Here is a 7999-nt window from a genome sequence, read left to right as displayed (position 1 = left end):
TCTGGATCAACGCCGGGCTCAGCTGCGACGGCGACTCGGTGTCGCTGACCGCCGCTGACCAGCGAGGTGCACCGCGACGAGGTGGCCCGGGCCGAGCAGCGGATGCGGATCGAGCAGCTGGAGATCAAGGCCGCCGAGGACTTCTCGCTCGACGTCGAGACCCTGGTCGCCGAGTACGGGCCGGAGCAGCCCGTACCCCCGACGCAGGTGGCCCTGGCCGCGGCCGCAGCGGCGGGTGAGCCGGAGCCCGAGCCCCTGCCCTACGACCGGCCGACCCAGGAGAAGCGGGCCGCGAAGGCCGAGCGCGAGCTGGCCCTGCTCGGCAAGGTCAACCCGCTGGCGCTGGAGGAGTTCGCGGCCCTGGAGGAGCGCTTCAAGTTCCTCTCGGACCAGCTCGAGGACCTCAAGAACACGCGGCGCGACCTGCTGACCGTGGTCAAGGACGTGGACGACCGGATCCTCGAGGTGTTCACCAGCGCCTACCACGACACGGCCCGCGAGTTCGAGCAGGTCTTCGGCGTGCTGTTCCCGGGCGGCGAGGGTCGCCTGGTCCTGACCGACCCCGAGGACATGCTGACCACGGGCGTCGAGGTCGAGGCCCGCCCGCCGGGCAAGAAGATCAAGCGGCTGTCGCTGCTCTCCGGTGGCGAGCGCTCGTTGACCGCGGTCGCGATGCTGGTCGCGATCTTCCGCGCCCGGCCCAGCCCGTTCTACATCATGGACGAGGTCGAGGCGGCGCTGGACGACGTCAACCTCGGCCGGCTGATCACGCTGTTCGCCCAGCTCCGGGAGAAGAGCCAGCTGATCATCATCACGCACCAGAAGCGCACGATGGAGGTCGCCGACGCCCTCTACGGCGTGACCATGCGCAACGGCGTCACCGAAGTGATCAGCCAGCGGCTCGGCAGCGAGGAGGAGTGATGCGGCCCAAGGCCACCGCGCTGCTGGTCGACCTCGACGGCACACTGCGCCGCTGGGACCCCGAGGTGATCCACGGCATCGAGGCCGCGCACGACCTCAAGCGGGGCGCCCTCTACGGGACCGCGATGGACTGGTCGCGGCTCATGCCGGCGATCATCGGCGACATCACCCACGACGAGTGGGCCGAGGCCATCGCCGCGGACCTCGCGGACCAGATCGGCGACCCGGACCGCGCCCGCGCGGCGGTCAAGGAGTGGGAGAGCTACCGCGGCACGGTCGAGCCGGGCCTGCTGGCCCTGATCCGGGACGCGCGGGCGGCGGGCATCAAGGTCGGCCTGGCCACCAACGGGACCGACCTGCTGGAGACGGACCTGCGGACGCTGGGCCTGTCGGACGAGTTCGACGCGGTGATCAACTCGTCGGACCTGCACATCCCGAAGCCGGCACCGGAATACTTCGGGGCGGCCTGCCTGGCCCTGCGCACGACACCGAGCCACGTGCTCTTCATCGACGACAGCGCCCGCTTCGTCTACGGCGCCCGCGCCGCGGGCCTGTCCGCCCACCGCTGGACAGGCCCGAGCGACCTCCCCTACATCCGCGCGGCCCTCGACCTCTGACCCGGCCGGTCAGGCGCCGGTGGTGCCGTCGATCCGTTCGCGGATCAGGTCGGCGTGGCCGTTGTGGCGGGCGTACTCCTCGATCATGTGGTTGTAGACCCAGCGCAGGCTGATCGTGGTGCCGCGGGTGGTGACGAAGGTGTGGTCCAGCGACAGGTCGGCCGCGAGCGCGTCGGCCTTGGCACACTCCGCCCGGAACGTCGCGAAGTCCGCCTCCGCCGACTCGGCCGTGCCGTCGTTGTGGTCGCCGTCCCGGTTGTCGTCGGTGTAGTAGAGGCCGTCGTACGGCAGGCCGGCCGCGCGGTGGAACCAGCTGCGTTCCACCCCCGCCATGTGCCGGACCAGGCCCAGCAGGCTCAGCGTCGACGGCTCGACCGCCCGCTTGGTCAGCTGGTCGCCGGTCAGGCCCTGGCACTTCCAGAGCAGCGTGTCGCGGTGCATGTCGAGCCAGCCCTGCAGCATCGCGCGCTCGTCGGCGACGAAGGGCTCGCGGCGTCGTTCGATTTCCGGGGCAGTCCAGGTCATCAGGGCATCATGCCGGTTCGCCCGCCGGGACGCCGCCTGGTTTACGCGGGGCCGGGACGGGTGCCGGCTCCGTCAGCGGCAGCGACGCCACCCTCGTCAGCACGCCGTCGGCGCGCGTGCCCTCGATCGTGACCGCGGCCGTCGCGCCCGACAGCGACAGCGTGCTGACCGCGTTGCCGAAGTAGGGGCCGGCCAGCTTGCGCCAGCGGACGCCGGGCTTGCGTACCCGCGCGCTCTTGGCCAATGCCCGCACCACCGACGACGGGCCGCGCCACCAGCCCAGCGTCATCACGGGCTTCATCACGGCCGGCACCGCGTTGTGGATGGGCGAGCAGGTCAGCTGGTGCACCGGCGTCGTCACCTCCGGGTCGCGGAAGCGGACCCGGGCCACATAGGAATGGTGTACGTCGCCCGACAGCACGCTGATCGACGCGGGCGCCGGGTAGGCGGGACCGGCGCCGACCCGCTCGCCGCCGGCCGTGCGCGGGCCGGAGCCCAGCCGGGCGAACAGCTCCGCCAGGTCCTCGAACGACCGCTGGAAGGCCGCCCAGTGCTCCAGGTCGACCGCGCGGCGCATCTTCTCGGCGGCCGCGGCGACGAAACCGCGCGGCGAGGCCGCGAGCCGCTCGTTCCACGCCTCCAGGTGGTGGATGCCGTGCGGCAGCAGCCAGGGCAGCGACGAGCCGACCACGAGGTGGTCGTAGTCGCCGTGGGCCTGGTCGAGGAACCACGACCACTCGCCGGGCGGCAGCATCGCGCGGGAGCCGGGGTCGAGCACCCGGCTGCACCGGTTGTCGAGCACGACCAGCCGGGTCCGGCCCAGGTCGACCCGGTAGGACCACTGGTACTGCGTGGCCCGCCAGCGGTCGGTGTCGTGCGCCGCGTCGGCCTCCAGATCGACCCGCTCGCCGAACTCGCGCAGGATCTCGGTCGCGTCGGCGGCCCCGGCCACCTTCGGATAGAGCGCGTCGGTGGCCAGCTCGTCCGGGTGCAGGTTGCCCAGGTGCTGGTAGACCCAGTACGACGCCAGCCCGCTGGTGATCCGCTCGCGCCACCAGGGCTGCTCCCGGGCGGCGACGCGCCACGACGCCGACGAGTTCCAGTCGTCGATGATCTCGTGGTCGTCGAAGATCATCACGCTCGGTACGGTCGAGAGCAGCCAGCGGATCTCCGGGTCGCGCCACGACTCCAGGTAGAGCCGGGTGTACTCGTCGAACGTGACCACCTGGTGCGGCGGCGCGTCGGTCAGCTTGGCCTTGCGTCGCTTGCGCTGCTTGCGGAGGAACCGGCGTACCTCCCGGGAGGTCATGTCGGCGTAGACCTGGTCGCCGAGCAGCACCATCAGGTCGGGGCGGACCCCCTCGTCGGCCATCAGCCGGCGGGCGAACGCGTCCAGCGCGTCCGGCGGCAGTTTGTGCCCGGTCGAGCGCGGTGTCGCCTCGCGGCACGAGCCGAAGATCAGCTTCACCGGCTGGCCGCCGTCGTCACCCATCCGGGTGCGGATGACACTGGCGGGGTACGCGGAGTCGGGTTCCGGCCAGACCTTCGCACCGTCGACGAACACCTCGTAGGGCGTGACCGCGTCCGGCGGCAGGCCTTCGACCACGACCAGCGCGTAGTGGTGGTCGAAGGCGGTGAACGTACGCGCGCTACCTTCCGCACCCCCCTGTGCACGCACCGTGACCTCGGCCGGTGCGGCCGTCTCGACCCAGATCGTGGCCCGGGTGTCGACGACCCGGCGGAGCACCGGACCGATCAGCAGACGTGTGCCGGCGGACATACGTTTTCTACCTCCAGTGACGAGTGGCGCCGCGACCATCTTTTCTACCCACCCGGGTTCTGCGCCATAGCCCGAGGCGCGACACCTCACACCCGCCGTCGCGTGAGCCCGCACGGGGCATGTCAGGATTTCGGTATGGAATACGTGATCCTCGGAATCGTCCTGGCCGGCGTGCTGCTCCTGGCCGGGCTCGGCCTGCTCGTGCCCCGGATCCGCCGGCGGCCCCTGCCGCCGACCCAGCCGCAGCCGACCGAGACGGCCGAGGAGGAGGGTGGCGTCGGGATCCTCGCGCCGGAACGACCGGCCGAGGCGCCACCCGCGCCGACCATCGAAACTCCCGCGCCCACCGCCGGCCGGCTCATCCGGCTGCGCGGGCGGCTCTCGCGCTCGCAGAGCGTGTTCGGCAAGGGCCTGCTCGCCGTGCTCGCCCGGGACCGCCTCGACGAGGACGCCTGGGAGGAGATCGAGGACAGCCTGATCGGCGCCGACGTCGGCGTCGAGGCGACCCGGGAGATCGTCGACCGGCTCCGCGACCGCACCAAGGTGCTCGGCACCCGCACCCCGACCGAGCTGCGGGCGCTGCTGGCGGCCGAGCTGGTCGAGGCGCTCGACCCGACCCTGGACCGGTCGCTCAACGTCACCGGCAAGCCGTCCGTGCTGCTGGTCGTCGGCGTCAACGGCTCCGGCAAGACCACCACCTGCGGCAAGATCGCCCGAGTGCTGATCGCCGACGGCCACACCGTGCTGCTCGGCGCCGCCGACACGTTCCGCGCCGCCGCGTCCGAGCAGCTGGCCACCTGGGCCGGCCGGGTGGGCGCCGAGGTCGTCCGCGGCCCGGAGGGCGCCGACCCGGCCAGCGTCGCGTTCGACGCGGTCAAGAAGGGCACCGAGACCGGGGTCGACACCGTGCTGGTCGACACCGCCGGCCGCCTGCAGAACAAGGTCGGCCTGATGGACGAGCTCGGCAAGGTCAAGCGGGTCGTCGAAAAGCAGGGACCGGTCGACGAGACCCTGCTGGTGCTCGACGCCACCACCGGCCAGAACGGCCTCGAGCAGGCCCGGGTGTTCACCGAGGTGGTGGACGTGACCGGTGTGGTGCTGACCAAACTCGACGGCACGGCCAAGGGCGGCATCGTCATCGCCGTACAGCGCAAGCTGGGCATTCCGGTCAAGCTCGTCGGCCTCGGCGAGGGCCCGGACGACCTGGCGCCGTTCGAACCGGCGGCGTTCGTCGACGCGCTTGTTGGCACGGACGCGTAACCTCGGGTGACCTACCAGCCGCAGGCCTCCGGACTCGGGAGACCGTACGTGACGCAGCAGGAAGTTCCCCTCCGTGGGGGGAACGTCAGCACCGTGGTGCGGGTCGGCGACACCGTCCGCCGCAACGCCGGCCCGTGGACGCCGTCGGTGCACGCCCTGCTGCGCCATCTGGAGCACGTCGGCTTCACCGGGTCACCGCGGGTGCTCGGCATGGACGAGCGCAACCGCGAGGTGCTCTCCTACCTCGAGGGGGAGTGCGGCGAATATCCGCTGGCCCCGCACTGGGTCACCGACGAGGCGCTGGTCACGGTCGCGACGATGCTGCGGATGTTCCACGACGCGCAGTACGGGTTCCAGCCGGCGCCCGGCGCGGTCTGGCGGTCGTTCGGGCCACCGCCGCCGGACACCGAGGTGATCTGTCACCACGACGCGGCGCCGCACAACGTGATCTGGCGCCCCGACGGCACGCTCGCGCTGATCGACTTCGACCTGGCCTCGCCCGGGGCGCGGATCTACGACGTGGCGTACGCGGCGTGGACCTGGGTGCCGCTCTTCTCCGACCGGGACTCCTACACGCTCGGCTGGAAGCGGCCCAACCGGCCGCAGCGGCTACGGATGTTCGCCGACGCCTACGGGCTGATCCCGCGCGACCGGCAGCGCCTGGTGCGGACGATCCGCAAGCGGATCGTCGACCACGTCGAGGGCATCCGGCGGATGGCCGCCGCCGGCGATCCGGCGTTCGTCCGGATCGTGCACAAAGGTCACCTTCGTCGCCCGATGCGCGATCTCCGCCTGCTCGACTACGAACGTCACACCCTGGAGTACGCGCTCCGCTGAGCGGTACGTCCCCTCTCATTCCGCGATCACGCGGTAGGGCGGGTTTCGTCACACGTACGAAACAACCCGTCACGCTTCGGTAACCGCCCCGCGACCTTACGCGAAACAGCGGCCCGGGAAGCTTCCCGCGAAACCGGCTGTCGGGCGACGCTGCTCTGCCTGCCGGAGGGAGGAACCTACCGAGAGGAGGCAGCGTGGAGATCGACACCGGCAATACCGCCTGGCTACTTCTGTCGTCCGCGCTCGTGCTGCTCATGACGCCGGGTCTGGCGCTGTTCTACGGCGGCCTCAACCGGTCCAAGGGCGTACTCAACATGATGATGATGAGCTTCAGCTCCATCGGGCTCGTCTCAGTGCTTTGGGTCATCTACGGCTTCACCTTGTCTTTCGGCTCAAACGGCAACTCCGGGGTCAACAACGTCCTCGGCAGCTTCACGCAGTACCTGGGCACCGAGACGAACTTCCTCGGTGACATCTGGGGCACGACCGGCATTCCGGTGTACGTGTTCCTCGTGTTCCAGATGATGTTCGCGGTCATCACCGTCGCGCTGATCAGCGGCGCGGCTTCGGACCGGATGAAGTTCTCCGGCTGGCTCCTGTTCGCGTTCGGCTGGTTCACCCTGGTCTACATCCCGGTCGCACACTGGGTCTGGGGCGGCGGCTTCATCGGGGCCAAGATCAAGGCGTTGGACTTCGCCGGTGGCACGGCCGTGCACATCAACGCCGGTGCCGCCGCGCTCGGCCTGGTGCTGATCCTCGGCAAGCGGATCGGCTGGCCCAAGGAGAGCACCAAGCCGCACAACGTCCCGCTGGTCGCGCTCGGCGCCGGCCTGCTGTGGTTCGGCTGGTTCGGCTTCAACGCCGGCTCCGAGCTGACCGTGGACGGCACCACGGCGGTCGCGTTCCTCAACACGCAGGTCGCCACCGCGGCCGGCGTACTCGGCTGGATCATCGTGGAATGGATCAAGGGCGGCAAGCCGACCCTGGTCGGTGCCTCGTCCGGCGCGATCGCGGGTCTCGTCGCGATCACCCCGGCGTGCGGCTTCATCGCCCCGATCCCGGCCGTGATCGTCGGCGCCATCGCGGGTGCGGTCTGCGCGCTGGCCGTGAGCCTCAAGTACCGGTTCGGCTTCGACGACTCGCTGGACGTGGTCGGCGTGCACTTCGTCGGTGGCTGGATCGGCTCGCTGGCGATCGGCTTCTTCGCGACCACGCAGGTCAACTCGGCGATCACCGACGTGCTCGGTGCCAGCAACGGCCTGTTCTACGGTGGTGGAGCGACCCAGCTCGGCCGGCAGTTCGCCGGCAGCGCGATCGTCACGGTCTACTCGCTGGTGCTCGCGATGGGCATCGCCTGGGTGGTCAAGAAGGTCGTCGGCCTGCGCACCTCGCCCGAGTCCGAGGTCGAGGGCATCGACGTGGCGGAGCACGCGGAGTCGGCGTACGACCTGTCGCCCGCCGGTGGCGGTGGAGCGGCTTCGGCCTTCCAGCTCGCCGGCCTGTCCGCTTCGCGGCCGTCGAACAGCGACGTACCAGACGAGAAACCTGTCAGCGAGAAGGTCTCCGGCTAAGTTTTCTAGCGATGGAGGGGTTGGACATGAAGCTGGTGACCGCGGTCATCAAGCCCTACCAGCTGGACGCGGTCAAGGAGGCCCTGCACGCCCTCGGCGTGGCCGGGCTGACCGTCAGCGAGGTGCAGGGCTACGGCCGGCAGAAGGGGCACACGGAGGTCTACCGGGGTGCCGAGTACACGGTTGAGTTCCTGCCGAAGATCCGGGTCGAGGTGCTGACCGACGAGATCGACGTCGACAAGGTGGTCGACGCGGTCGTGGCGGCGGCGCGGACGGGCAAGATCGGTGACGGCAAGGTCTGGGTGACGCCCGTCGAGGACGTCGTCCGGGTCCGCACCGGCGAGCGCGGCCTCGACGCGCTCTGATTTCGATGGTTACCACGAGCGGATCGACGCCGGCGCGCGGCCGGCGGGGAACCCGCCGCAGTTAACCCGGGGGCGGCCCCCCGGCCCCCGCCGCCCCGCGGGACGCCCGCGACGCCGGGCGGG

Annotated in this window: 7 protein-coding genes and 1 pseudogene; 6 read left to right on the top strand and 2 right to left on the bottom strand. The window is 70.8% G+C overall.

Translation table 11 applies throughout. The features are described 5' to 3' along the window. Positions 1–54: 54 nt before the first annotated feature. Positions 55–921, top strand: a pseudogene (locus AB0H87_RS34390) (AAA family ATPase); the annotation flags it as partial. Further along, positions 918–1538 (top strand): HAD-IA family hydrolase, encoded by a 621-nt coding sequence (locus tag AB0H87_RS34385; protein ID WP_360155406.1) that lies wholly within the window; start codon positions 918–920, stop codon positions 1536–1538. The pseudogene AB0H87_RS34390 and the gene AB0H87_RS34385, both read left to right, overlap by 4 nt. A gap of 9 nt (positions 1539–1547) precedes the next feature. Here AB0H87_RS34385 and AB0H87_RS34380 read toward each other — a convergent pair whose 3' ends face one another. Together AB0H87_RS34380 and AB0H87_RS34375 are read right to left on the bottom strand one after the other, a co-directional pair. After that, entirely contained in the window at positions 1548–2063 is a 516-nt protein-coding gene (locus AB0H87_RS34380) for a DinB family protein (protein WP_360155403.1), read from the bottom strand. Positions 2064–2070: 7 nt separating this feature from the next. Beyond that, the gene (locus tag AB0H87_RS34375) at positions 2071–3843 is read right to left on the bottom strand and encodes an alkaline phosphatase D family protein (protein ID WP_360155400.1); all 1773 of its coding nucleotides are present in this window, start codon (positions 3841–3843) and stop codon (positions 2071–2073) included. 135 nt (positions 3844–3978) lie between these two features. On the opposite strand from AB0H87_RS34375, the gene ftsY reads away from it, so the two are divergent. From ftsY to AB0H87_RS34355, 4 genes are all read left to right on the top strand, one after another. Then, entirely contained in the window at positions 3979–5103 is a 1125-nt protein-coding gene (gene ftsY, locus AB0H87_RS34370; RefSeq protein ID WP_360155397.1) for a signal recognition particle-docking protein FtsY, read from the top strand. 6 nt (positions 5104–5109) lie between these two features. Then, entirely contained in the window at positions 5110–5940 is an 831-nt protein-coding gene (locus AB0H87_RS34365; RefSeq protein ID WP_360155394.1) for an aminoglycoside phosphotransferase family protein, read from the top strand. Positions 5941–6134: 194 nt separating this feature from the next. Further along, on the top strand, positions 6135–7511 hold the full coding sequence (locus AB0H87_RS34360; protein ID WP_360155391.1) for an ammonium transporter: 1377 nt from the start codon (positions 6135–6137) through the stop codon (positions 7509–7511). Between the two features lie 26 nt (positions 7512–7537). Next, complete coding sequence (locus tag AB0H87_RS34355) at positions 7538–7876, top strand: P-II family nitrogen regulator (protein WP_360155409.1); 339 nt, start codon at positions 7538–7540, stop codon at positions 7874–7876. Positions 7877–7999: the final 123 nt, after the last annotated feature.

It is taken from the genome of Asanoa sp. NPDC050611 (assembly GCF_040654855.1).
Lineage (GTDB): Bacteria > Actinomycetota > Actinomycetes > Mycobacteriales > Micromonosporaceae > Asanoa.
The sequence above is the reverse complement of the archived record's forward strand: the minus strand, read 5'-3'. Positions and strand labels throughout refer to the sequence as shown.

Excerpts from the sequence above, each read along its gene's own strand:
- AB0H87_RS34380 (WP_360155403.1), bottom strand. The coding sequence starts at position 2,063 with ATGACCTGGACTGCCCCGGAAATCGAACGACGCCGCGAGCCCTTCGTC.
- AB0H87_RS34375 (WP_360155400.1), bottom strand. The coding sequence starts at position 3,843 with ATGTCCGCCGGCACACGTCTGCTGATCGGTCCGGTGCTCCGCCGGGTC.
- ftsY (WP_360155397.1), top strand. The coding sequence starts at position 3,979 with ATGGAATACGTGATCCTCGGAATCGTCCTGGCCGGCGTGCTGCTCCTG.
- AB0H87_RS34355 (WP_360155409.1), top strand. The coding sequence starts at position 7,538 with ATGAAGCTGGTGACCGCGGTCATCAAGCCCTACCAGCTGGACGCGGTC.